The organism is Mesorhizobium sp. M0001, assembly GCF_040324255.1.
Classification (GTDB): domain Bacteria; phylum Pseudomonadota; class Alphaproteobacteria; order Rhizobiales; family Rhizobiaceae; genus Mesorhizobium.
The window spans coordinates 1-24,242 of record NZ_JAMYVS010000010.1 but is presented as its reverse complement, the minus strand read 5'-3'; the positions used below and the strand labels follow the sequence as shown (position 1 = coordinate 24,242).

At 63.3% G+C, this 24,242-nt stretch carries 16 protein-coding genes and 1 pseudogene; 8 read left to right on the top strand and 9 right to left on the bottom strand.

Annotation, left to right across the window (positions count from 1 at the left end; translation table 11 throughout):
- Window positions 1-24 precede the first annotated feature (24 nt).
- Window positions 25-1,119 carry an S-methyl-5-thioribose-1-phosphate isomerase gene (gene mtnA, locus NKK50_RS23905; RefSeq protein WP_352543940.1) on the bottom strand — a complete coding sequence of 365 codons (1,095 nt, stop codon included), beginning with the start codon at window positions 1,117-1,119 and terminating at the stop codon, window positions 25-27.
- Window positions 1,116-2,384, bottom strand: coding sequence for an S-methyl-5-thioribose kinase (mtnK, locus tag NKK50_RS23900; protein ID WP_023668574.1), 1,269 nt, complete (start codon window positions 2,382-2,384; stop codon window positions 1,116-1,118). The genes mtnA and mtnK overlap by 4 nt, the downstream gene beginning before the upstream one ends.
- A 137-nt stretch (window positions 2,385-2,521) precedes the next feature.
- Between mtnK and NKK50_RS23895 the strand changes: the two genes are divergently transcribed.
- From NKK50_RS23895 to NKK50_RS23885, 3 genes are all read left to right on the top strand, one after another.
- Window positions 2,522-4,033 carry a sugar ABC transporter ATP-binding protein gene (locus NKK50_RS23895; RefSeq protein ID WP_352543939.1) on the top strand — a complete coding sequence of 504 codons (1,512 nt, stop codon included), beginning with the start codon at window positions 2,522-2,524 and terminating at the stop codon, window positions 4,031-4,033.
- 74 nt (window positions 4,034-4,107) lie between these two features.
- A complete protein-coding gene (locus tag NKK50_RS23890; protein WP_352543938.1) occupies window positions 4,108-5,103 on the top strand; it encodes an ABC transporter permease in 996 nt (331 codons plus the stop codon).
- Window positions 5,104-5,149: 46 nt separating this feature from the next.
- Complete coding sequence (locus NKK50_RS23885; protein WP_023687049.1) at window positions 5,150-6,202, top strand: substrate-binding domain-containing protein; 1,053 nt, start codon at window positions 5,150-5,152, stop codon at window positions 6,200-6,202.
- 71 nt (window positions 6,203-6,273) lie between these two features.
- Here the strand turns inward: NKK50_RS23885 and NKK50_RS23880 are convergent, their stop codons facing one another.
- The 5 genes and pseudogenes from NKK50_RS23880 to NKK50_RS23860 form a co-directional block, all read right to left on the bottom strand.
- Window positions 6,274-6,561, bottom strand: a complete 288-nt coding sequence (locus tag NKK50_RS23880) for a type II toxin-antitoxin system RelE/ParE family toxin (protein ID WP_023704831.1) — start codon at window positions 6,559-6,561, stop codon at window positions 6,274-6,276.
- The gene (locus NKK50_RS23875; protein ID WP_023704832.1) at window positions 6,554-6,814 is read right to left on the bottom strand and encodes a ribbon-helix-helix domain-containing protein; all 261 of its coding nucleotides are present in this window, start codon (window positions 6,812-6,814) and stop codon (window positions 6,554-6,556) included. The genes NKK50_RS23880 and NKK50_RS23875 overlap by 8 nt, the downstream gene beginning before the upstream one ends.
- Before the next feature lie 94 nt (window positions 6,815-6,908).
- A pseudogene (locus NKK50_RS23870) lies at window positions 6,909-7,243 on the bottom strand (D-alanine--D-alanine ligase A); the annotation flags it as partial.
- Window positions 7,244-7,457: 214 nt separating this feature from the next.
- Window positions 7,458-9,512 (bottom strand): bifunctional aldolase/short-chain dehydrogenase, encoded by a 2,055-nt coding sequence (locus NKK50_RS23865; RefSeq protein ID WP_023709180.1) that lies wholly within the window; start codon window positions 9,510-9,512, stop codon window positions 7,458-7,460.
- 94 nt (window positions 9,513-9,606) lie between these two features.
- Complete coding sequence (locus NKK50_RS23860; protein WP_023684445.1) at window positions 9,607-10,578, bottom strand: sugar-binding transcriptional regulator; 972 nt, start codon at window positions 10,576-10,578, stop codon at window positions 9,607-9,609.
- 190 nt (window positions 10,579-10,768) lie between these two features.
- On the opposite strand from NKK50_RS23860, the gene NKK50_RS23855 reads away from it, so the two are divergent.
- From NKK50_RS23855 to NKK50_RS23835, 5 genes are all read left to right on the top strand, one after another.
- A complete protein-coding gene (locus NKK50_RS23855; protein WP_352543937.1) occupies window positions 10,769-12,409 on the top strand; it encodes an acyl-CoA synthetase in 1,641 nt (546 codons plus the stop codon).
- A gap of 153 nt (window positions 12,410-12,562) precedes the next feature.
- Window positions 12,563-13,171, top strand: a complete 609-nt coding sequence (locus NKK50_RS23850) for a TetR/AcrR family transcriptional regulator (protein WP_352460081.1) — start codon at window positions 12,563-12,565, stop codon at window positions 13,169-13,171.
- Window positions 13,172-13,226: 55 nt separating this feature from the next.
- A complete protein-coding gene (locus NKK50_RS23845; protein ID WP_352543936.1) occupies window positions 13,227-14,366 on the top strand; it encodes an efflux RND transporter periplasmic adaptor subunit in 1,140 nt (379 codons plus the stop codon).
- Window positions 14,367-14,614: 248 nt separating this feature from the next.
- Window positions 14,615-17,752, top strand: a complete 3,138-nt coding sequence (locus NKK50_RS23840) for an efflux RND transporter permease subunit (RefSeq protein ID WP_023729265.1) — start codon at window positions 14,615-14,617, stop codon at window positions 17,750-17,752.
- Between the two features lie 275 nt (window positions 17,753-18,027).
- Entirely contained in the window at window positions 18,028-19,383 is a 1,356-nt protein-coding gene (locus NKK50_RS23835) for an LLM class flavin-dependent oxidoreductase (RefSeq protein ID WP_023804358.1), read from the top strand.
- A 62-nt stretch (window positions 19,384-19,445) separates the two neighbouring features.
- On the opposite strand, the gene NKK50_RS23830 is transcribed toward NKK50_RS23835, so the two are convergent.
- Complete coding sequence (locus tag NKK50_RS23830; protein ID WP_352543935.1) at window positions 19,446-21,155, bottom strand: trimethylamine N-oxide permease; 1,710 nt, start codon at window positions 21,153-21,155, stop codon at window positions 19,446-19,448.
- A 306-nt stretch (window positions 21,156-21,461) separates the two neighbouring features.
- Window positions 21,462-23,831, bottom strand: a complete 2,370-nt coding sequence (locus NKK50_RS23825) for a trimethylamine N-oxide demethylase (RefSeq protein WP_352543934.1) — start codon at window positions 23,829-23,831, stop codon at window positions 21,462-21,464.
- Between the last annotated feature and the right edge of the window lie 411 nt (window positions 23,832-24,242).

Genomic DNA, 24,242 nt, shown 5'->3' with positions numbered 1-24,242 from the left:
ACATCTCCCCTTCAAGGGGGGAGATTATCCGCGTTCGGGGAACATCGCCTTCAACCCTTCGCGCGAAGCCTTGGCCACACCGCGCTCGGTGATCAGCCCCGTCACGAGCCGTGCCGGCGTCACATCGAACGCCGGATTGGCCGCCGGCGTCGCTTCGGGCGAAACCCGCACCTGCGCAATCTTGCCGTCCGCCGTCTTGCCCCAGACCAGCGACACCTCGTCACCGGAGCGTTCCTCGATCGGGATTTCGGTCAGGCCATCACCCACCGTCCAGTCGATGGTCGGCGAGGGCAGAGCGACGTAGAAGGGCACCTCATTATCGGAGGCGGCAAGCGCCTTGAGATAGGTGCCGATCTTGTTGCAGACGTCGCCATTGGCCGTGGTGCGGTCGGTGCCCACGATCACCATGTCGACCGCGCCACGCTGCATCAGATGGCCGCCGGCATTGTCGACGATCAGCGTGTGCGGCACGCGGTGGCCGGCCATCTCCCAGGCGGTCAGCTGGGCGCCCTGGTTGCGCGGGCGCGTCTCGTCGACATAGACATGGACCGGAATGCCGGCCTCGACGGCGAGATAGATCGGCGACGTGGCGGTGCCGTAATCGACCGTCGCCAGCCAACCGGCGTTGCAGTGGGTGAGGATGTTGACCGGCTCGCCCGGCTTCTTGCGTGCCGCGATCTCCTTGATGATGGCAAGCCCGTTCTCGCCGATGGCGCGATTGAGATCGACATCCTCGTCGGCGATTTCGGCAGCGCGCTTATAGGCCGCCTCCGCGCGCTGTCCCAATACGATCGGCCTGAGGAACCGCCGCATCTCGTCCAGCGCCCAGCGTAGATTGATCGCAGTCGGCCGCGTCTTGTGCAGCGTCTCCCAGACCGCGTCGAGCGCTTCGTCAGACGGATCGTCCGCCATCTGGATGGCGACGCCGTAGGCCGCGGTGACGCCAATCAGCGGCGCGCCACGAACCCACATGTCACGGATCGCGGTGGCGATGCCGGCAACGCTCCCGATCGTCTCGACCCGGAACTCGTGCGGCAGCCAGCGCTGGTCGATGATCTCGACCGAACGCTGGTCGTCGCTCAGCCAGATGGTGCGGTAGTGGCGCTCGCCGACGTTCAAATCCTGCTCTCCCGTTCGATCAAAGCGGCCAGATTATTGACCTCGTCCATGCCGTGAATCTGGCGCCGGTTGACGGCGATGTGACGGCCGAATTTCAGCGCCTTGGCCTCGCAGGAGGCTCGCAGATCCTCGTCCTCGATGGTCTCGAAATCGGCATTGTGGGCGAGGCCGAGGATGCGCCGGTGCACCTCGATGCCGGCAAAGCCCAAGAGGTCGGTCCAGATCTGGTGCAGCACATGGTCGAGCGCCTGCTCCGAGGCGAGAATGTCGCCCTGATCCTCGAACAGGCTCTTCTGGTAAAGCATGCCGGTGCGCTCGGTGCGCCATAGATGCGAGAACTCGGCGCGGAACACCGTCCAGGTGTCGTTGGTCACCCCGAGCAGATAGGCACGCATGGCGTCACGCTTGCCCTTCTGTTCATGGCCGCGCTGCGAGAAGTAGGACATCCAGAAATTGGCGAGCAGCATGCCTACATCGAAGGCCATCGGACCGTAGAAGGCGAACTCCGGATCGATCATCCGCGTCTCGGTGTCGGTGACCATGATCGAGCCCGAATGCAGGTCGCCATGCAGCAGCGTCTCGGCGTTGGCGGCGAAGATATGTTTCAGCCGCTGCGCTTCGACCTTGAGGTCGCGGTCGGCGCGCAGTTCGGCAACCAGGCCGTCGAGCTGCGGTGAGGTGTGCCGGTTCAGCTTGGCATCGAAATAGGGATCGGAAAACACCAGGTCTTCGGTGATGCCGCAGAGCTCGACATTGTCGGCAAACAGCGCCAGGTCGGCCTTGCGGTCCTTGGTGGGCATGGAGAGATCAGAGCCGCGGAACAAAGTGCGGGCCATGAACAGGCCGATGTCGCGGGCGATATTTGGCAACTCGCGGCCGTCGATCAGGGCACGGCGCAGGATGATGTGCGGCGGCGCGAGATATTCCATGATGATCAGCGCCTGGGCTTCGTCGAAATGGAGGATCGCCGGCACCGAGCCCGGCGCGCGCGCCTCTTGCCGCGTCAGCGCGTGATACTCGAAGAAGGAGCGTTTGAGCGGCAACGGCCAGCTGTCGCCGACGAGGCGAACATAGGGCAGGGCCTGCTTGACCACGGCCGCACCCGAGCCGCCTTCGACGATGAAGACGAGGTTCAGATTGCCGTCGCCGACCTCGCGCACCTTCCAAGGGCCCTTGCCGATTTTGGCGCACAGCGCTTCGTTCGTACCGAGGCGCGTTGCAAGCGTCTCCACCGACAGTGCTTCAAACGGCAATTTCGCAGTCATTCCTCACCCTCCCGCTTGCTCGCTCCAATCATAGTGGAGCGATGGCGGTGAGGCCAAGCTAGGAAGCTGACTGGCAAATGTCAATCGAGTTGACAATTGATGACGTAGCCCATAGCGTCATCGTCAGGGAGGAACGAATGGGCAATGATGCCGTGTTCCGCGTGGACGGGCTGAGGAAATCCTTCGGCCATATCGAGGTGCTTGGCGGCGTCTCGCTCGAACTGCATGGCGGTGAGATCACCGTGCTGATGGGCGCCAACGGCGCCGGCAAGTCCACCCTCGTCAAGATCATCAGCGGCGTCTACGACCATGACGGCGGCGTCATGCACCTCGCTGGCGGCAACTTTGCGCCGAACACGCCGGCAGAGGCGATCCGCGCCGGTGTCGTTACCGTGCACCAAAACATCAATGACGGCGTCGTCGCCGATCTCGATGTCGCCACCAATCTGACGCTCGACCGGTTGAGCGGCAAGGGCGCGCCGCTGCTGTTCAACCCCGGCCGGGTGCGCCGCGAAGCCAAAGCGGTGGCCGACCGCATGGGGCTCGCCATCGACCTCAAGGCCCGCATCAGCGATCTGTCGCTGGCCGATCGCCAGATGGTGGCCATCGCGCGCGCCATGGCGCACCAGCCGAAAGTGCTGATCCTCGACGAGCCGACCTCCTCACTGTCCAGCGCCGAGGCGGACCGGCTGTTCGCCCTGCTCGACCGGCTGCGCGAGCAAGGCGTCGCCATCCTCTACATCTCGCACCGCATGTCGGATATCAGGCGGCTTGCCGACCGCATCGTCTCGATGCGCGATGGCGTCATCTCAGGCGTCTTCGACAGCGAGCCTCTCGACTATGAGGGCGCCGTTAACGCCATGCTCGGCCGCAAGATCCATCTTGACCGCATCGAAGCCAGGAGTTCTGCCAAGCCGATCCTGACCGTCGATGCCTTGCGCATCGCCCCTGGTGCCCGGCCATTCTCGCTGACGCTCGGCGACGGCGAGGTCGTTGCCATCACCGGCCTCGTTGGCGTCGGCAAGACCGCGCTCGCCGAGACGCTGTTCGGCTTGCGCAAGCCGCTGTCCGGTACGATGACTTTATATGGCAAGCCCTATGCGCCCGCGTCGACCGGCGAAGCCATCGCCGCCGGCGTGTTTCTGGTCGCCAAGGACCGTGGCGAAAACGGCATCGTCGGCGGCTTCAACATCCAGGAAAACATCAGCCTGCCCTTCCACAAGCGCATGTCGCGCTTTTCAGTTCTCAAACGCGGCCTTGAACGCACTATTGCCCGCCGGCAGATCGAGGATCTCGGCATCGTCTGCCGCTCGGAGAAGGACGAGATGACCACTCTGTCGGGCGGCAACCAGCAGAAGGTGATGGTGGCCCGCTGGATGGCGCAGGACGCCCGATTGTTCATTCTCGACGAACCGTTCCAGGGCGTCGATATCTCCGCCAGGCGCGACATCGCCGCCAAGCTGAGGGCAAGCGCCAATGGCCGCGCCACGCTGCTGTTCGTCTCCGAACTCGACGAGGCACTGGAGACGGCCGATCGCATATTGGTGATGTCCGAGCAGACCATCGTCGGCGAACACCGCAACGCCGATGTCGATCTCGACCGTCTGCTGGCCGAAGTCGCGGGCGGGCCGTTGCACAGTGCGGCCTGAGCCACGATGATTGAAGAACTGAGGGTTGGAATGGAGTGCACGGGTTTGAGTTGGGTATTGACGGCGGGCGCTGAATGACGCTGCGCGATTACGCTATCCGCTACGGGTTCATCGTGCTTCTGTTCGGGCTGATCGCGTATTTCGCCATCGCCGCCGATGGGTTCGTCTCGCCGCAAAGTGCCGTCTTCATTTTCCAGTCGGTCGCCATCACCGGCGTGCTGGCGCTGGGCGTCACCGCCACACTGGTTGTCGGCGGCTTCGATCTCTCGATCGGCTCGGTTGCCACATCGGCCATGATGGCGGCTGCCTATGTCATGGTGGTGCTGGAGCAGAACGTTGTCGTCGCTGTCTTCATCTGCCTGCTCATCGGCGCCCTTGTCGGCCTCATCAATGGCTGGCTGATCGTCTATATGCGCGTGCCCGATCTGCTGGCGACGCTCGGCATGATGTTCCTGCTCGTCGGCCTCCAGCGCATCCCGACTGAAGGACGCTCCATCGCCACCGGTATGACAATGCCGGACGGCTCGGTCGCCAACGGCAAATTCTCCGACGCCTTCCTGGCGCTCGGCCGCCACCGCTTCGACTTCTTCATCCCGAACCTCATTCCGGTCTCGGTGGTCGTGCTGATCGTGCTCGCCGTGCTGATCTGGTTCTTCCTCGAATACACACGCTTCGGCCGCATGATGTATGCCGTGGGCAGCAATGAACGGGCCGCCGAACTCGCCGGCGCGCCTGTCAAGGCATACAAAATCTGGGCCTACGTCATTTCAGGAGTTTTTGCCTCGATCGGCGGGATTTTGCTGGCCGCACGGCTTGGACGCGGTGACATCGCGTCGGGTAATAATCTGCTGCTCGATGCGGTTGCCGCGGCGCTGATCGGCTACGCGGTGCTCGGCGCCGCCAAGCCGAACGCCTTCGGCACCGCCATCGGCGCGCTGTTCGTCGGCATCCTGCTGCAAGGCCTGACGATGATGAACGCGCCTTACTACACGCAGGATTTCGTCAAGGGCGTGGTTCTCGTCGTCGCCCTTGTCTTTACCTTCGCCCTTTCCGGCCGGGGCAGGAGATAGAATGGCTGCCGGGACAGTTTTGGGTTCAACAAACGGAGGAAAGAACGTGAACATCACAAGACGACTTTTGGGGAAGGTCGCGCTCGGATTGGCCGGCGCAACAATGCTGATGCAGGTCCCGGCCTTTGCCGCCGACAAGCCGGCGCCGTTCGACAAGCCCGGCGTCAAGATCGCGCTGGTGCGCTATCTCTCGACCGGCGATTTCTTCCAGGCCTATCTCTCGGGCGTCGAGTCCCAGTCCAAGGCGCTCGGCATCGATCTGCGCGTGCTCGACAGCCGCCAGGACGCCGCCCTTCAATCCGACATGGTCGACCAGGCCATCGCACTCGGCGTGCAGGGCATCATCATCCAGCACGGGCTGACGGAATCGATGAAGGACGCCGCCCAGCGCGCGGTCGATGCCGGCATCAAGGTCGTCGCCTTCGACGTCAATGTCGAAAACCCCAAGATCCCGCAGATCGAACAGTCCGACAAGGACCTTGCGCGCCTGGCGCTCGAGCAGGCGGTCAAGGACAATGGCGAGAGCTGGAACGCCGGCTATGTCTATGTCGCTGGCATCGCGCCGCTCGACCGCCGCAACGAGACCTGGGTCGACGTGAAGAAGAAACATGCCGGCATCAAGGAAGTCGCGATGTTCGGCACGCTCGACAACCCGATCGCCAACTCGGTCGCCAACCAGGCGCGCTCGGTGCTGCAGGCGCATCCCGACATCAATGTGATGTTCGCGCCCTATGACGAGTTCGCCAAGGGTGTGAAGATCGCCGTCGACGAGGCGGGGCTGAACAAGAAGATCAAGATCTACTCCGCCGACATCTCTACCTCGGACATCGCGGCCATGCGCGAGACCGACAGCGCCTGGGCCGCCACCGCCGCCACCAACCCTGCCGTCGTCGGCCAGGTCTCGGTGCGCGCGCTGGCGCAGCTGCTCGCCGGTGAAGATCCCGGCCACAACGTCGTCGTGCCGCCGACGCTGATCACCCAGAAGGACCTGATCGACAAGGACATCAAGAACATGGAGGACCTGTCGGCCAAGCTGCCGCAATTCGCCCATGCCGATGTCGCCATGCCGGCCTGGATGCCGAACCCGAACGCGAAGTAGGATCGGTCGTCTGATAGATGCGAAGGGCGGCTATGGGCCGCTCTTTTCATATTGATGGTAAGCCTGCCGGCCTACAACCAATGGTCTGGATCGCGCATCCCGGGGACAATCGCCACAGCGATAACACCATCGGGCTGCGGCTCGTAGATGATGATATAGCGGTCTTCGACGAGCACGCGGGCCGTTGCGCTTAACTCGGGCCGTGCGCTGCCCATCTTGGGGTGCTGCGCCGCCAGCTCCAGTCTTTCGAAAATGCGCATCAACAGTCTGTCTGCTGCCTTTTCATTGTCGGCGGCGATGGTGTGCCAGATGTCTCGCAAATCCTGCGAAGCGCGCGGTGTGAGCCGATGGCTAGCCACGGGCGCGGCGTTCTGCCTTCAGGCTGCGAATGAACTCGGTGTGGTCGACAGCCACTGGCTTGCCGCTGCCCATCCCGTCGGCATAGGCCCGCTTCAAGTGCTGGAGTTCGAGCGTGCGCAATTCCTCGCGCTGCTCCCATAAGCGCAGGGCGTCGCGGACAATCTCGCTGTTGGAAGCATAACCGCCACCTTCGATAGCGCTTTGCAGGCGAGCTATCTGCTGCGCGGTAAGGGATATGGTGAGGGTGCGCATAGGTTCGTTTTTCATACCCACATTATAATGCAGCCAACAAGATCTAACAATATCTGTTAGGAATCTGCCCCTGCATCATGACCGCCCGACGCGCACCAGCCACCGCGCCGTCCTCGCCATGCAGGCGTGCAGCACCGGAACACCATATTCGATGGCAGGCAGGTCATGCGGCGCCCTTGGCGGGATCGCCAGCATCCGCCATGCCCGCCCGGCGGCAGGCAAAGCTGCGTCCCATCAGACGGTGTCGCCAGCGCGCCGTCCTTGAAATCGCTTAGCAGCCATTGGCCTTCGCGGGTGACGAAGGTGGGAACGGAGTCGTATTTCGCCGATCCAGAGTACGCATGACATGGTTGCCGAAAGCAGCGAAACCTCATGCTCGGCGGAGCGCCCGCCGAACAGCACGCCGACACGAAGTCTCTTCGCAGCCATCGACAACTCCACCAAGGATCAGGGTCGGAGCTCGCATGCGAAACACAAGGCGCGCCCTAAAGTGGTCGAGCAATAGGCCAAGGATTGGAGTGGATTTTGACCAGTTCGAGCAGTTTTTCAGCACGACCTGCAAAAGCAGTTCTCCGCCTGGAGTCCTTCAGGTGGGAGAGCGGTTCGTCGTTTTGGTGAACGATGAACCGCTCCAGGTCTATGTCTAGCGCAGCGCTGCGGCGATGTTGCCACCGTCGACCGTCGTCACATCGGCGGTGGTGCGTTCGGCCAATGCTTGGTGCAGGAAGGCCTGCGCCACGTCTTCTGCCGTCACCTCCTGTCCGAGCAGATTGCCCGACATGTATTCCTTCTCCGACACGCCGCGCGCGCCGGAACGGCTGGCGATCATGGCGTCGGTCAACAGGCCGGAGCGGATGCGGTCGGCGTTGACCGCATTGGAGCGGATGCCGTGCGCGCCGTAGTCGAGCGCATATTGCCGGGACAGGAATAGCGTCGCCGCCTTCGGCACACCATAGGCGCCGAATTTCGGACCCGGGTTGACCGCCTGCTTGGAGGTGTTGAACAACAACACACCGCCGGTGCCCTGTTCCAGCATGATGCGCACCGCGTTCTGCGCCGCCGACTGGTGGGCGAAGAAGTTGAGCTCGAAACTCTTGCGCAGCAGGGCATCGTCGAGCTCGCCGATGCGGCCTTCCCAGGCGGCACCGGCGTTGGAGACCAGAATGTCGACGCCGCCATAGACAGCGACAGCTTTGTCGAAGGCGGCGCGCAGCTCGGCCGGGTTGGTGATGTCGGCGCCGACGCCGATCGAATTGTTGCCGGCTGCCTTTGCCGCCTCGGCCGCCCTGGCCGCATCGAGATCGACGACGACGGCATGCGCGCCATTGGCGGCGAACAGTTTTGCCGTCGCAGCACCGATCGCGCCGGCGCCGCCAGTGATCAGCACCACCTGGCCGGTCAGCGGCTTCGGCTTGTTGGAGGCGAGCTTGGCCTGCTCAAGCGACCAGTACTCCAGCGGGAAGAGGTCGGCCTTCGATAGAGGATGGAAGCTGCCGACGGCCTCGGCGCCGCGCACCGCCTCGATCCACATCTCGCCGACATCAGATGCGATCTTCGCATCCTTCAGCGTGCGGCCATGGCCGAACATGCCGAGGCCCGGCACCAGCGTCAGCCGCGGCATCGGGTCGAGCATGGTGCGCTGGACGTCGTCCAGCGCATCGTTGGTTTCGAAATAGGCGCGATAGTCGTTGGCGAAGGCGTCGACATGGCTCTTGATGACGGCCTTGTAGTCGCCAATCTTGTCGGCGTCTGGCGCCGGAACCGCCATCGGTCCGGTCTTGATGCGGATCGACAGGTCGGGCGTCGACACGCCGCGTCCGGCATAGTCTGCAATGCCGGCTGAGTTGATGAAATCGACGATGGCGTCCGAAGTGCGGAAATCGCTGATCATGCGGTCGAAGCGGCCTTCGCCACGCGCCACCGCCACCGCGCCACGCAGCATCGGCGCGATCGCTGCCGGCGTTGCGAGCTTGGCCGGCAGTGCGGCTTTCGCTGCCTTCGGCTTGCCGTTCTTCGCCACATAGTCTTCGGCCACGTTCACATAATGGATCATGCGGTCATAGGCCTGCTTCGCAGCGTCGCCGAAGGTGAAGATGCCATGCTTGTCGAGGATCAGGCCTTCGACGCTGGGGTCGGCGTCGTAGACATCGGCGGCCACCTTGGCGAGGTCGAAGCCCGGCTTGATGTAGGGCACGTACCCCATCTTGTCGCCGAACACGGTCTTGATCAGCGGCTTGCTGTCCGCCTGGTCGACGATGGCGAGGATCGCGGTCGAATGCGTGTGGTCGACGAATTTGTGCGGCAGGAAGGCGTGCAGCAGCGTCTCGACCGATGGATTGGGGGAGGCGGGGTCGATGAGGTTCGCCCGCTGCAGCGCCACCATGTCCTCGTCGGCGAGGCTGGCCAGCGCACGCGCCTTTAGCAGCGCGCCGAGCTTGACCGCCGGCAGGCCTTGCGGCTCGATCACACCCATGTCCCAGCCGCTGCCCTTGACGCACAGCACATCCCATTCGTCGCCGACGAGATCGGTGGCCTTGGTCTTGCAGGAGGTGTTGCCGCCGCCATGCAGCACCAGCCGCGGCTCGCCGCCGAGCAGCCGGGTCGTGTAGACGCGCAGCGCGAGGTCGCGGGCAACGCCCTTTTTCGCATAGTCGGCAACCAGTCTTTCCGCGTCGCCGTCATTCCAAAGGTTCTTCATGTCGCTATGTCCGCTTTGCTGTCTTTGATGTTGCTGTGAACAGGAGTGCCGCGACGCCTTGATGACAATGCGCCGGCTGCTGGGATTTCGTTGGTCAGGAAGCCTTTTTTGCCCCCGCACTGGCTCCGGCATGGTCGAGCAGCCGCCGCGCCATGCTGGCGCCGACGACGAGATGCGTGCAGAGTCCGCCGGCGAGTGCTGCGAGCAGCGGTTCGAACTTGCTGTCTTCCTGCACCACCATCAGCCGCTTTTCGATCTGGCGCAGTGACGACAGCGAGGCCGAGATGACGCGGCGGTTGTAGCTGCAGTCGAGCGCCTTGCCGGTGGCATCGATGATCTGGCCGGCAACGACGCCGGCGGCGCCCGCTTCGCGCAACAGCCCCATCTCGCCGGGGCTGAGCGCGCCGCATTTGACGACATGGCTGTCGCCATCGACGGTGCCGACCGAATAGAGCGCCAGATCGCAGTTGGCAATATCGGCCAGTTGTTCGCGGATCACCGGTTCGGCGCGCAGCCCATGCGCCAGCAATTCCGTCGTCAGCACCAGCGGCGCGTAGAAATTGAGGCCCTTGGCGTTGAGCCGCCGGGCGATCTCCATCGTGCACTGGTCGGGACGGTAGGAGTAGGGCGCGCCGAGATTGCCGCAGAGCTGCACAACGGTGACGTCCTGCAGGTCGGCATAGGACATGACGTCGGCGATGGTGTAGACGGTGCGGCCCCAGGCGACGCCGATCCGGTCGCCCTTCTTGACCAGTTCGAGAAAGACGCCCGCCGCCAGCACCGCAACGTCCGTCGAAGGGTCGACGACATAGGCATTCTCCGGCGCGATCCACACCGCATCAAGCTTGAGCGCGTCCTCGAGCTGGCGCGCAAGCACGTCGTCGGTGAACAGCTGCGTCGAGGTCGAGATGTTGACGATGCCGGTCTCGCGCGCCTTGCGCAAATACATGGCGACCGAGGCGCGGGAGATGTTAAGCTGGCTGGCGACCTGGTCCTGGCGCAGGCCATGGGCATAATAGAGCCATGCGGCCTTGTGGATAAGCTGTTCTGCCGGTCGGATCGCCATGCCGTCTCCTCGGCTGACATTATTCACGGCTCTCGACAAAAGTCAAACTGGCGTGGGTACACGATACCTCTTTGCCCATCGAATCTGGACGATCATTGCGCCAAATGTGCCCGGTCGGGAATCGCCGATGGTGACGTGGCGGGAACCTGTGGTTAGAAGTTCTCAACAATGAAAATTCGGGGAGCACGGGATGGGCAGTCCCTACGAGCAGGATCTCGGCAAGAACGCCGCCAACCATCAGCCGCTGACGCCGCTCACTTATCTGGAGCGGGCGGCAAGCACCTATCCCGATCATGTCGCCATCATCCATGGCAGCCAGCGCATCACCTATCGCACCTTCTGGCGGCGCTCGCTGAAGCTGGCCTCGGCGCTGTCGAAGCGCGGCATCGGCAAGGGTGATACGGTGACCGTCATGCTGTCCAACACGCCCCCCATGCTGGAGGCGCATTTCGGCGTGCCGATGGCCAAAGCGGTGCTGCATTCGCTCAACACAAGGCTCGATGCCGCCGTCATCGCGTTCCAGCTCGACCATGCCGAGACCAAGGTGCTCATCGTCGACCGCGAATTCGCTGCTGTCGTCAAACAGGCACTGGCACTGGCCAAGGTGAAGCCGCTGGTCATCGACTATGACGATCCCGACTATGCCAGCGATGCACCCTATCCCAAGGGCGAGCGCATCGGCGCGATCGACTATGAGGGGTTCGTCGCCGGCGGTGACGAGGGCTACGCCTGGTCGATGCCCGACGACGAATGGGACGCCATCTCACTCAACTACACCTCGGGCACGACAGGCAACCCGAAGGGCGTCGTCTACCACCATCGCGGCGCTGCCCTGATGGCTTACACCAACACCATCCATGCCGGCATGGCCAAGCACGCCGTCTATCTGTGGACGCTGCCGATGTTCCACTGCAATGGTTGGTGCTTCCCATGGACAATGGCCGTCCAGGCCGGCACCCATGTCTGCCTGCGCTGGGTGCGGCCGAAGCCGATCTACGATGCCATCGCCGACCACGGCGTCACACATCTTTGCGGTGCGCCGGTCGTCATGTCGGTGCTGATCAACGCCAGGGACGAGGACAAGCGGACGTTCCCCCAGACGGTGACCTTCAATACGGCGGCAGCACCTCCGCCGGAAGCGGTGCTGTCGGGCATGGCCGATGCCGGCTTTGCCGTCACCCATCTCTACGGGCTGACCGAGACCTATGGCCCGGCGGTCGTCAACGAATGGCACGTCGCCTGGGATGGTCTCGACAAGGGCGAACGCAGCGCCAAGAAGGCAAGGCAGGGCGTGCGCTATGCCGCACTCGAAGGCCTGACCGTGATGGACCCGGAGACGATGCAGAAGACGCCGGCCGACGGCGAGACGATCGGCGAGGTCATGTTTCGCGGCAACATCGTCATGAAGGGCTATCTGAAGAACAGGAAGGCGACCGAAGAGGCCTTTGCCGGCGGCTGGTTCCACTCCGGCGACCTCGGCGTCATGCATCCCGACGGCTACATCCAGCTCAAGGACCGCTCCAAGGACATCATCATCTCCGGCGGCGAGAACATTTCATCGATCGAGGTCGAGGAGGCCCTCTACAAACACCCGTCCGTGGCGTCCTGCGGCGTCGTCGCCAAGGCAGACGACAAATGGGGCGAGGTGCCGGTCGCCTATGTCGAGCTGAAGCCCGGCAAGGTGGCAAGCGAGGCCGAGATCATCGAACACTGCCGCGCGCTGCTCGCCCGCTTCAAGGTGCCGAAGGCGGTGATTTTTGCCGAGATCCCGAAGACATCGACGGGGAAGATCCAGAAGTTTCAGCTGCGGGAAATGGCGAAGGGATCTTAGTTCCAGAGCGCAACGGGACGCGCAAGGTCGAGTTCGCGCACACCCTCTGTCACCAAATTATACGCGTACGTCGAATTCGCATTGACACTTCCCTCTTTTCGATTTACGACTGACGAAAGTTGAAATTCGTCACTCATAAATCGACAGAGAGCCATGTCCGAAGCCGCCAGCATAATGGCCGACTCCACCCGCCAGGAGAATGTCACCCGCATTCTCGACTGTGCCGAACGCCTGTTCCGGCACTATGGTTACGGCAAGACCAATGTCGCCGACATCGCCCGCGAACTCGGCATGTCGCCGGCCAATATCTACCGTTTCTTCGCCTCCAAGGTCGAAATCCACCAGGCCGTCTGCGGCCGCATGCTCCTCGCCAGCTACAACATGGCCTACGAGATTTCCCGGTTGCCGATCAGCGCCGAGGAGCGGCTGCGCCGCTACGTGCATGCGCAGTACAAGATGACGCTGGAAGTCATGCTCGACGACCAGAAGGTCCACGAAATGGTCATCGTCGCGCTCGAGCGCGACTGGGGCGTCATCGACAAGCATATCGACAGCATTCACGACCTGTTTGCCGAGGTCATCCGCGAGGGCATCGAGGCCGGCGAGTTTGCCGACCAGGATCCGGTCATCGCATCGCGCTGCTTCGGCGCCGCCACCGTCATTCTGTGCCACCCGCAAATGGTGGCGCAGTGCCTTGCCAAGACCAATCGGGCGATGCCCGACGATCTCATCGATTACGCGATCAAGGCTCTGAAGCAATAACCGCCGCCCGCCGGGCGCCGGTGTCGACCGTTCATCTCCAGTCGGGAGTACGAAAGTGTCTTTGTCCAGTTCCATCATCCGCAAGCTGCCGGTCGCCGGCCTGATCGTCGCCACGCTCGGGCTCGCCGCCTGCAGCCAGGAGAAGACCGAGGGCCAGGACATCATCCGTCCGGTCAAGGTGGTCGAGATCGGCCAGGCCGAAAAGAGTCGCGAACTCACCTATTCCGGCTCGGTGCGAGCCCGTACCGAAATGAACCTCGGCTTTCGCATCTCGGGCAAGGTCACTGAGCGCCTGGTCGACATCGGCCAGCATGTGACGACAGGCGATGTGCTAGCCCGTATCGATCCCACGGACTATGAGTTGTCGGTCAAGAGCGCCAAGGCTAGCCTCGACGCCGCCGAGCGGCAGGTCGAGACGGTCGATCTGTCCCGCAAGCGCGCCGAACAGCTTTTTGCCAAGAACTTCACCTCCAAGTCGCAGCTCGAACAGGCGACGCTGAGCTACAACCAGGCGGTAGCGACGCGCGATGCCGCCCGCTCTACACTTGCCCAGGCGCAGAACCAGGTCGTCTACACCGATCTCAAGGCGAGCGAGAACGGCATCGTCACGGCGGTCTCGGCCGATGTCGGCCAGGTGGTCGGCGCCGGAACGCCTGTGATGACCGTTGCCGTCGACGGCGAAAAGGAAGTGCTGATCGCGGTTCCCGAAATGGACATCGCCGCCTTCAAGCCGGGAAAGGACGTCAAGGCCAGCTTCTGGTCCGATGACGCGCTGGCGCTCTCCGGCAAAGTGCGTGAAGTCGCCGGCAGCGCCGACCAGCAGTCGCGCACCTTTGCCGTCCGCGTCTCGCTGCCCGACGACCCGCGCGTGCTGCTTGGCATGACCGCCAAGATCGAGGCCTCGGTGGCCAAGAAGCAGGAGATGGTGTCGATCCCGCTCAGCGCGCTTGCGGAAAAGGATGGTCGCAAGATTGTCTGGACCGTCGACCGCGCCGGCGAGACGGTGCACGAGCGCCTGGTCAAGGTTGCGGAGTTCACCGCCGACGGCGTCAGCGTCGCCGACGGGCTCAAGCCGGGGGATGTCGTCGTTGCCGCCGGCACCCAGTTCATGACCGAGAATCTCAAAGTCAAGCTGACCGGCGATGCGGTCCAGGCCGCCTCTGCGGAAGGCGATGCCGCAAAGGCCCTGCGCTGACCGCAGGCATGAAGCCGGCTTGATCGTCGCTTTGGCGAAAGGGCTGGGCAAGCGAATTCAGGGTTTCCGGGCGGCGAGCGCCCGATGGTCGAGACGCCAAGATCGAGTTCCCCCGCATCGATCCGCGCGTCCCACCGCGATGAGTGTCTCTCCGCTCGGAAAGCCTCGCCGCCCGGAAGCCAGCATCGGAATATCCTAGCTGCATGCAAAGCGCATGCGCGCACGATCAACGAATTGGACTGACGCCGATGACCACCACCGACAGCACTGAAAAGCAGCCTTTCAATCTTTCGCGCTGGGCCATCGGCCATCCCTCGATCGCGCGCTTCCTGTTCGGTCTGATCATCATTGCCGGCGCGCTCGGCCTGATGCGCATGGGCCAGAAGGAAGACCCCGATTTCACTTTCCGCGTCATGGTCGTCCAGGCGATCTGGCCGGGCTCCTCGATCCAGGAGATGGAAGACCAGGTCGTCAACAAGATCGAGCGCAAGCTGCAGGAAACGCCGCACCTCGACTTCGTCCGTTCCTACACCCGCGCCGGCAGCGCCATCATCACCGTCCAGATCAAGGGCGACACCAATGCAGAGGAGGTGAAGGACGCCTTCTACCAGGTGCGCAAGAAGGTTGGCGACATCTCCGGCGACCTGCCGCAAGGCCTGCTCGGGCCCTATTTCAACGACGAGTTCGGCGACACCTTCATCACCCTGCACTCGATCGGCGGCGACGGCTACAGCTATCCGGAGCTGAAGAAATTCGCCACCCAGGCTCGCGACATGCTGCTGACGACGCCGGGCGTCGAGAAGGCCGTCATCATCGGCGACCAGCCGGAGAAGCTTTATATCGACGTCTCGTCCAAGGCCCTGGCCGAACGCGGCCTGACGCTGACCGACCTGCAGAACGCCATCAAGGGCCAGAACAATGTCGATCCGGCGGGCTCCGTCGACACCGGCCTGCGCTCGGTGCGCATCTCGGTCGAGGGCGATGTCACCAGGGCTGCCGACATCAGGGAATTGCGCCTGCGCGCCGGTGGTCAGGTGACACGTCTTGGCGATATTGCCACCGTGAGTTCCGGTCTCGAAGATCCCTATCAGCGCAAGTACCGCTTCAACGGCCACGAAAGCGTCCAGGTCGGCGTCGTCATGGCCAAGGGTTTTAACGTCAGGGACGTCGGCACGGATGTCGAGGCGACCTACAAGCGCTTTGAGGAAGCGCTGCCCTACGGCGTTGCGGTCGACCAGATTTCCAACCAGCCCGAGGTTGTCAAGGACGCCGTCAACGAGTTCATGGAGGCGCTCGGCGAGGCGCTGCTGATCGTGCTTGCTGTCTCGCTGCTGTCGATCGGCTGGCGTTCCGGCCTGGTCATCGCCATTGCCATTCCGCTGGTGCTGGCCGCCACCTTCGCCATCATGTACGAGCTCGGCATCGATCTGCAGCGCATTTCGCTCGGCGCCCTGATCATCGCGCTCGGGCTGTTGGTCGACGACGCCATGATCGTCGTCGAGATGATGGAGCGCAAGCTGGAAGAGGGGCTGGTCAAGATCGATGCGGCGAGCTTCGCCTATTCCTCGACCGCCTTCCCGATGCTGAGCGGCACGCTGATCACCATCGCCGGCTTCATCCCGGTCGGCTTCGCCGCCTCGACCGCAGGCGAATATGTGCGCACGCTGTTCTATGTCGTCGGCATCGCGCTCGTCGTGTCGTGGTTCGTCGCCGTCTATTTCACGCCGTGGCTGGGCTACATGATCCTCAAGCAGCGCAAGCATGCCGGCAACCATCATGACGCCTTCGACACCGGCTTCTACCGGCGGCTGCGCGCCACGGTCGGCTGGGCGGTGCGCCACCGCATCATCGTTCTGGTGATGACGCTGGTCACCTTCGCCACCAGCCTGTGGGCGTTCCAGTTCATCCCACAAAACTTCTTCCCGCAATCCTCGCGGCCGGAAATCCTCGTCGATCTCTGGTTGCCTGAGGGAACCTCGATCAAGGAAGTCGAGACGCAGGCCAAGGCGCTGGAAGCCCGGATGATGGACGACAAGGACAAGCGCTTCATCGCCACCTATATCGGCGAAGGCGCGCCGCGCTTCTTCCTGCCGCTCGACCAGCAATTGCGCAATCCGAACTATGCGCAGCTTCTGGTGATGGCCAATGACGAGCCGGCACGCGAGCGGCTGATCCTCAAGCTGCGCTCAATCCTGGCGCAGGATTTCCCCTCGATCCGTTCCAAGGTCGACCGTCTGTTCCTCGGCCCGCCGACCGGCTGGCCGGTGCAGATGCGCATCATGGGTCCGGACCGCCAGGAGGTGCGCCGCATCGCCGACCAGGTGAAGGCGAAATTCGCCGAAAATCCGCTGCTCGGCGCCGTCCATGACGACTGGCTGGAGCCGGTACCGGCGATGAAGCTGATCATCGACCAGGACCGCGCCCGTGCTCTTGGCGTCACCTCGCAACGCATCCGCCAGATGCTGCAGGCAGCGATGTCCGGCGCGCCGCTCGATGACTTCCGTGATGGCGAGGAGACGGTTTCCATCGTCGCCCGCGAACCGGACGCCAGCCGCAGCCTGCTGTCCTCGGTCGACTCGGTCTATATCCCGACCGATTTCGGCGGCTTCGTGCCGCTGTCGCAGGTGGCCAAGGTGGTGCCGGTGCTCGAGCAGGGCGTCGAATGGCGGCGCGACCGCCTGCCGACCATCTCGGTGCGCGCCACGCTGCCGGATGGCGTGCAGTCGAACGACGTCGTCACCAAGCTCTACAATGACATGCAGGGCATGCGCGCCGGCCTGGCGCCCGGCTACAAGATCGAGATCCAGGGCGGTGCGGAAGATTCCGCCGAAAGCCAGGCCTCGATTGCCGCCAAGGCGCCGATCATGCTGGCCGTCATCGTCGTGCTCCTGATGATCCAGCTGCAGCATTTCGGCAAGGCGATGCTCGTGCTGGCCACCGGTCCGCTCGGCATCATCGGTGCGGCGGCGGCTCTGTTGATCAGCGGCGCGCCGTTCGGCTTCGTCGCCATCCTCGGTGTCATCGCGCTGCTCGGCATCATCATGCGCAACTCGATCATCCTGGTCGACCAGATCGATCAGGACATCGCCAGGGGGATGGACCGATCGGAGGCCATCATCGGCTCGGCCGTGCGCCGTTTCCGGCCAATCGTGCTGACGGCGATGACGGCGGTGCTGGCGCTGATCCCAATCTCGCGTGCGGTGTTCTGGGGACCGCTCGCCTACGCCATGATGGGCGGCATCCTCGTCGCCACCGTACTCACCATCCTGGTGCTGCCGGCAGGCTACGCGCTGTTCTTCGGCCGCGAGCCGAAGAAAGGCAGGAAGCCGGCTGATGAGGCGGTGCAGGACAATGACAGGCCGCCACTGGCGCTGGCCGCCGAGTAGGCGCTGCCGGCGCACAGGATCTTCCTTGGAAAATGCTGGAACGCCGTACGCTTGACGTGCGGCGTTCTGGCTTTCTCCTTGCCGGTGGCACCGAGCACCCAGGCAAGTATCTCAACACCAGGCGGGTTCATCAAAATAGGTTGAACGGCCACCTGTATGAAAATGCTTCGCGGCGCCGGTTTTGCAAAACAGAATTCCTTTCCAGGACAACAAAGCCGTCCGATCCTGCTTACATATCGGAGCGGCAACGCTCATTCGCATCAGGTGATCATCCCATGGTAGACAATAAGCAATTGCGGCTCGGCGCCTTCATGCGTCCGGTCAGTCTTCACACCGGGGCCTGGCGCTATCCCGGCTCATATCCCGATGCCAACTTCAACTTCGCCCATCTGAAGCGCTTCGCGCAGACGCTTGAGGGGGCGAAGTTCGACGCCTTCTTCATGGCCGACCATCTGGCCGTTCTCAACATGCCGATCGAGGCGCTACGGCGCAGCCACACGGTGACCTCGTTCGAGCCGTTCACGCTGCTGTCGGCGCTCGCCGCCGTCACTGATCATATCGGCCTTGTCGCCACCGCATCGACGACCTTCGACGCGCCCTATCACATTGCCCGTCGCTTCGCCTCGCTCGACCATATCAGCGGCGGCCGCGCCGGCTGGAACATCGTCACCACATCCAATCCCGACGCCGCGCTGAACTTCGGCCTCGACGAGCATGTCGAGCACGACGAGCGCTATCACAATGCGCGGGAATTCTACGATGTGGTGACCGGCCTCTGGGACAGCTTTGCCGACGACGCCTTCATCCGCGACGCCGAGAGCGGGCTCTATTTCGATCCCGCGAAGCTGCATGTGCTCGACCATAAGGGCGAGCATCTCTCGGTGCGCGGCCCGCTCAACATTGCGCGGCCGGTGCAGGGCTGGCCGGTCATCGTCCAGGCCGGCGCATCTGAGGCCGGGCGGCAGCTGGCAGCCGAAACGGCGGAGGTGATCTTCGCCGCCCATTCCGATCTGGCGTCCGGGCAGCGCTTCTTTGCCGATGTCAAAAGCCGGGCCGAGAAGCTCGGCCGTTCGCGCGACGACATCAAGATCCTGCCCGGCGCCTTCGTCATCGTCGGCGACAGCGTCGAGGAAGCACAGGCCAAACGCGCCAAGCTCGACAGCCTGGTCTATTACGAGAGCGGCATTGCCTCGCTGTCGATCGCGCTGGGGCACGACGCATCCGGCTTCGATCCCGACGCGCCCTTGCCCGAAATCCCCGAGACCAATGCCTCCAAGAGCGGCCGTGAGCGCGTCATCGAGCTGGCGCGCCGAGAGACTTTGACCGTCCGCCAGCTGGCGCAGCGGCTCGGCGGCTATTCCGGCCTTGCTTTCGTCGGCACGCCGAAAACCATCGCCGATTCGATGGAGGAATGGCTGTTTGCCGAAGGGTCAGACGGCTTCAACGTCATGTTCCCCTATCTGCCAGCCGGGCTCGACGACTTCGCCGAGAAGGTGGTGCCCGAGCTGCAGCGGCGAAAGCTCTTCCGGCGCGAGTATGAGGGCACCACCTTGCGCGAGAATCTCGGCCTGAAGCGGCCGCCGAACCGGTTCTTCGAAGGCTCCGAAGGGGCCATTCGCAAGGCCGGCTGACGTCCTGCCATAAAAAGAAACAGGCGCGCCGAAGCGCGCCCATTCTTTTCAAGCCATCACTTTCAGATGACGAAGTACCAGTTGGCGAGCAGCATCACCACCACGCCGGCGACCAGCGTCAGGTAGGGCAGCATGCCTGCCTTTTTGACCGAGAGGTCTGTGCCCGCCATGCCGAGGTCGGCCAGCATGTGGTCGGGGAACTTGCCCTTGTCTTGGACGTAGTGCCGGTAGCAGAACACCGGGATGATCAAGGCGGCTGTGATCAGGCCGGCCCAGAGCGCCATCGGGTTCCACACCTTGGCGCCGGCGCCCATGAAGATGGCGTTTACATAGGCGAAGATGGCGCCGAGGCCGAGCAGCCAGCTCGGCGCCTTCCAAGGCCGGTTGATGTGGCCGTTGTCGATGCGGTGGATCCAGCCGGCATTGAGGTTGAGGAAGTTGAAGATGATGTAGCCGCAGTTCGACACGGCGAGGATGAAGAAGAAGCTCGTCGCGTCGGCCGAGGCGATGGCCAGCACGATCAGGTTGAAGACGAGATCGGTCCACATGGCGCGCGTCGGCGCGCCATGCTCGTTGACGTGGCTGAGATAGCGCGGCAGCCAGCCATCGACCGAGCCCTGGTAGAGCGTCCGCGACGAGCCGGCCATTGCCGTCATGATGCACAGCACCAGCGCCAGGATCATCAGCATCACCAAGAGGCTGTGGATCAATGCGCCACCCCCGACCATGCCGGCCAGTGCATCGGCGACACCCGAGCCGTCGACGATCGGCGTCGCCAGCATGCCGTTGAGGCCCAGCACGCCCTGGAAGGTGAAGGGCACCAGGATGAACAGAAGCATGCAGAGCAGGCCGGAATAGAAAATCGCCTTGAACGTGTCGGTGCCCGGGTTCTTGAACTCCGATGTGTAGCAGACGGCGGTCTCAAAACCATAGGTCGACCATGCGGCGATGAACATGCCGCCCAGCACCAGCGTCCAGCCGGCAATGTTCCACGAGCCGGGCTCCGGCGCGTAAGCCGCCGCCAGCGGCACCAGCGGCGAAAAGTTCGCCCAGTTGATCTGGCCGGTGACGATCGGCACGACACCGACGATCAGCATCGGGATGATGACCAGGAGGCCGATATACTTCTGCACATTGGCGGTGCCGAGAATGCCGCGATGCTGGATCGAGAAGATGATCAGCATCAGCACCGCGCCGATGAAGAAAGTGGCATTGAGGGTGAAGGAGACAGGACCTAGCGTGTGGCTGAACAGCGTCCAGTTGCGGATCGCCGGCGTGGCCGCCGCGGTCACCGCGGCGATGGCGTCGGCAGGCACCGTTCCGGCATGCGCCGCGATATAGGCGACGACGTCCGGCGACGCCTCGGTGAACAGCGGCACCGGCGCCAGCGCGTTGAGAATATAGGCGGCGGCGATCGAGCAGCCCAGCGACAGCACCGGCGACCAGGCGAACCAGTTGCACCACACCGACAGCGGCGCGATGAACTTGGAATAACGCAGCCAGGCGGTGGCGCCGTAGATCGAGGCGCCGCCCGACTTGTTCGGGAACAGGCCGGCGATCTCGGCATAGGTGAAGGATTGCAGGAAGCCCATGATCATGGAAGCGATCCAGATCCCGAAGGCCAGCGTTCCCGTCGTTCCGGCAATGCCGCCGATCGAAAACAGGACAAGGGCAGGAACGCCGCTCGCCACCCAGAAGGCGCCGCGCCAGTCGATGTTGCGGAGCAGCTTGCCTTCAGCGGGCTGCTCCAGGGCAGTGGTAATCGTGCTCATCTGTCTGAATTCCCCATTTTGTGTTCCCGGCCGGTGATGCCTCGGCTTCGCGAAGCTTGTTCCCCGGTACATGACCGCACGACTCCAGTGTTTCCACTCAGTCGTATTTTTTTCTTAACAGTGAAGATTGATCCGGCGCGCTTTCACGTCAAGTGATTTGTGGCGTCGTGCACATCACGGTTGCGAAACGCTCGCTTTGTCCTTCTCCCCTTGTGGGGTGAGAAGCGGTCCGCGGTAGCGGACGGAAAGCCAATTGCTTTCGAGCTTCGAACGCCCTGAGCCTGCGAAGGGCCGGGGGTGCAACCCTCAGGATCGCGGCCTGGTCTTTTGCGGATCGTAGTGGGCGAAGGCCACGACGCGCGCCGGCAGCCGCTTGGCATGACCGTCGAGCTTGCCGATCTCCACCTCTGTGCCGATTGCCGCGTGGGTGACGTCAAGCCTCGCCAGAGCGATGTTTTTGTTCAGCACCGGCGAGCGCATGCCCGAGGTGACGACACCGATCTGGGCGCGGCCGATATGGACGCAATCCCCATGGCCGACGGCGACATTGCTGTCGATGTCAAGGCCAACGAGCTTGTGCTGCGGATGTTCCTTGCGCCTTATCAGAGCCTCGCGGCCGATGAAATCGTCGGTCTTGGCCTTCAACGGTACGGTGAAGCCAATGCCCGCCTCGAACGGGTCGGTCTGGTCGGAGAATTCGTAACCGGCGAAGATCAGCCCGGCTTCGATGCGCACCATGTCGAGTGCCTGCAGGCCCATCGGCTTCAGCCCGTGCGGCTGGCCGGCCTCCCAGATGGCATCGAACACTTTTTCGGCGTCGCGTGGGTGGCACCAGATTTCGTAGCCGAGCTCGCCGGTATAACCGGTGCGCGACACCACGACCGGAATGCCATTGCCGCCGCCGATGCGCGCGACAGCGAAGCGGAACCATTCGAGTTCGTCGATCGACGGTTGCAGCGGCGAGGTCCAGACCACCTCTCGCAAAATGTCACGGCTCTTCGGCCCTTGGACAGCGACATTGTGCATCTGATCGGTGGAGGAACGCACCAGCACGTTGAGGCCAAGCTTTTTCGCGGTGTCGCGCAGCCATTCGCCGGACAGGTCGTCGCCGCCGACCCAACGGAAATTGTCCTTGCCGAGCCGCAGCAGCGTGCCGTCGTCGATCATGCCGCCATGCTCGTAGCACATGGCGGAATAGACGACCTGGCCGACGCCGAGCTTCTTGACGTCGCGGGTCAGCGTGTATTGCAGCAGCGCCTCGGAATCCGGGCCGGTGACCTCGAACTTGCGCAACGGCGACAGGTCCATGATCACGGCATCCTGCCGGCAGGCCCAGTATTCGGCGATGGCGCCTTCCTTGGCGAAGGAATTGGCCAGCCAATAACCCCGGTATTCCACGAAGTTGCGGGTGTGCTTGGCGAAGCTTGAATGGAAGGCGGTCTCGCGGGTCATTTTCGGTTCCGAATCGGGCGTCATGCGTCTGGCGATCGCTCGCGAGAATTTGTGTTGGCCGGAATAGGTTCGCACATGGATGTCGGTCGGGTTCCAGCCATTGGCCGGTGTCGTGTCGTCGGGACAGGCGGAGGAGACGCAGACGATGTCGGTGAGCGCCCTGAGCAGGACATAGTCGCCGGCGCGCGACCACGGCTCATCCGACACCATGACGCCATGGGCGTCGATCGCCGTGTTGAAGAAGAAGTTGATCGCCATCCAGCCGGCACGTGGGGTGACACCCTTGTCGGCCAGCGCGCGGTTGAAATTCTCCGAGCAGTTGGTGTGGCCGGGATAGCCGATGTCGTCGTAATATTTGGCGGCACACGCCAGCGCGAACGCGTCATGCCGGCCGCATGTGTCCTGGATAACCTCGACCAACGGCTCCATGTCCTGGTCGTAATATTTCGAGTGAAGGCCGGGCATCGGGTAGCTCGACCCCATCAGCGTGCGCGTGGTCGTTACGTCGAGCGGATGGTCCAGCCCCTTGTCCAGCTTGCGCGCCGAGAAGCACTGGAAATCGGTGCACTGGCGGCCGTCGACATCGATGATCTGCAGGTAGTCGCCCGCCTTGACGAAATAGGGTTCGGCTGTCGCCGAATGGACGCGCAGATCGAGCACCGGATCGGCAAGCGGATCGGCCAGCTGCGACTTTGTCTTCAGGCGCACGGTGGCGCGGCGCACCATGACGGTGAGCGGCGTTGCCGTATCATGGCTGTCGACGAGCATCGGCCCGCCGGGTGCGGCAATCAGCATCGCGCCGTCGCGCCTGACCGTGAATGCCTGCTCGGTGCCGGCAGGCGTTGCGCCGCCGAACACACGCACCGCCTTGGGCTCGTCGAGCTGCACCTGGCGGCGCTCAAGGCCACGACGGACGGAAGCCAGGCTGTCATCGCCCTCGGCCAGAAGCGCCTTGATCCCGGCGGCATTGCTGTTGGACTTTTCGCCGAGGATGGAAGGATCGGTGGCGCCGGTCCTGTCCCAGGCCAGCAACTCGCAAGCCTGCCCGCCCTCGACATTGCGCACGGTGAACGTATCGCCGGCCTCGACCTCGATCAGCACCGCGCCATTCCCCAGGATAGTATGGCGCTCCATGCCCGGCGGCAGCGCGATCTGGCCGGGCCTCAGGATGAGGCTCGGCCGCGGCGGTCCGGCTGCGACAGAGGGGTAGGGCGACTGGCTCATCTCAGCCTTGCGGTTCGAGAAACAAGTTTGCCTGTGTGTAAAATTATTTTAGCAGCAAGAATAGCAGCGCGGTTGGGTTTGGCAAGGTGGAGGGTGGCGTTCTCGCCGCGGTCGCTAAGGCCGAACCTTGCCGATCAGCCCTATCTTCCGAACGTCAGCGCTGCCCCTCATCTGGCTGCCGCCATCTTCTCCCCGTAAACGGGCGAAGCTGTCGTCGCCGGTTTCGCCAATCGCCAACGTTGCAGGACGAGCGCCGAGGCTGCGACCAGCTTCTTTCTCCCCGTCACTATACGGGGAGAAATGCCCGGTGTCCGAACCGGATAGATAGGTAACAGAATGGACCGATAGCATGGGTGACAGTTTTCTTGTCCGCCGGAGGACCGGCGATGGTTTGGCGAGAGACTGGCATCA

Coding starts and splice junctions, on each gene's coding strand:
- NKK50_RS23875 (WP_023704832.1), bottom strand. CDS start 6,814: ATGCGCACCCTCACCATATCCCTTACCGCGCAGCAGATAGCTCGCCTG.
- NKK50_RS23850 (WP_352460081.1), top strand. CDS start 12,563: ATGTCCGAAGCCGCCAGCATAATGGCCGACTCCACCCGCCAGGAGAAT.
- mtnK (WP_023668574.1), bottom strand. CDS start 2,384: ATGACTGCGAAATTGCCGTTTGAAGCACTGTCGGTGGAGACGCTTGCA.
- NKK50_RS23890 (WP_352543938.1), top strand. CDS start 4,108: ATGACGCTGCGCGATTACGCTATCCGCTACGGGTTCATCGTGCTTCTG.
- NKK50_RS23860 (WP_023684445.1), bottom strand. CDS start 10,578: ATGGCGATCCGACCGGCAGAACAGCTTATCCACAAGGCCGCATGGCTC.
- NKK50_RS23830 (WP_352543935.1), bottom strand. CDS start 21,155: ATGAGCACGATTACCACTGCCCTGGAGCAGCCCGCTGAAGGCAAGCTG.
- NKK50_RS23835 (WP_023804358.1), top strand. CDS start 18,028: ATGGTAGACAATAAGCAATTGCGGCTCGGCGCCTTCATGCGTCCGGTC.
- NKK50_RS23865 (WP_023709180.1), bottom strand. CDS start 9,512: ATGAAGAACCTTTGGAATGACGGCGACGCGGAAAGACTGGTTGCCGAC.
- NKK50_RS23895 (WP_352543939.1), top strand. CDS start 2,522: ATGGGCAATGATGCCGTGTTCCGCGTGGACGGGCTGAGGAAATCCTTC.
- NKK50_RS23855 (WP_352543937.1), top strand. CDS start 10,769: ATGGGCAGTCCCTACGAGCAGGATCTCGGCAAGAACGCCGCCAACCAT.
- NKK50_RS23825 (WP_352543934.1), bottom strand. CDS start 23,831: ATGAGCCAGTCGCCCTACCCCTCTGTCGCAGCCGGACCGCCGCGGCCG.
- NKK50_RS23840 (WP_023729265.1), top strand. CDS start 14,615: ATGACCACCACCGACAGCACTGAAAAGCAGCCTTTCAATCTTTCGCGC.